This window comes from Halorubrum sp. GN12_10-3_MGM (assembly GCF_005435235.1).
Classification (GTDB): Archaea; Halobacteriota; Halobacteria; order Halobacteriales; family Haloferacaceae; genus Halorubrum; species Halorubrum ezzemoulense.
On record NZ_SGUB01000082.1, the window covers coordinates 1 to 253 of the forward strand.

Consider the following 253-nt stretch of genomic DNA (forward strand, 5'->3'; position numbering starts at 1 on the left):
CTTCGCCGCCGTAGGTCACCTGTCGGTTGCTCCGGAGCGGGCCGATCCAGTCTTTGTCGGAGGATTCGATGAGTTCAGGAAGGCCAGAATCGTGGGCGAACCACGAGTCGAAGAGGTAGGTGTCCGCTAATGAGTATGAAAACTTTTGTTAGTTAAGCTTGATAGAAGAGTAATGGAGCGCTCACGTCGAAAAGAGATTGAGCATCACTTGACTGAGGAAGAAATCGATGAACTGCTACGTGAGGCCGAAGAC

1 pseudogene is annotated in these 253 nt (G+C 51.4%); it reads right to left on the reverse strand.

The features are described from left to right. A pseudogene (locus EXE47_RS18335) lies at nt 1–127 on the reverse strand (IS701 family transposase); the annotation flags it as partial. Between the last annotated feature and the right edge of the window lie 126 nt (nt 128–253).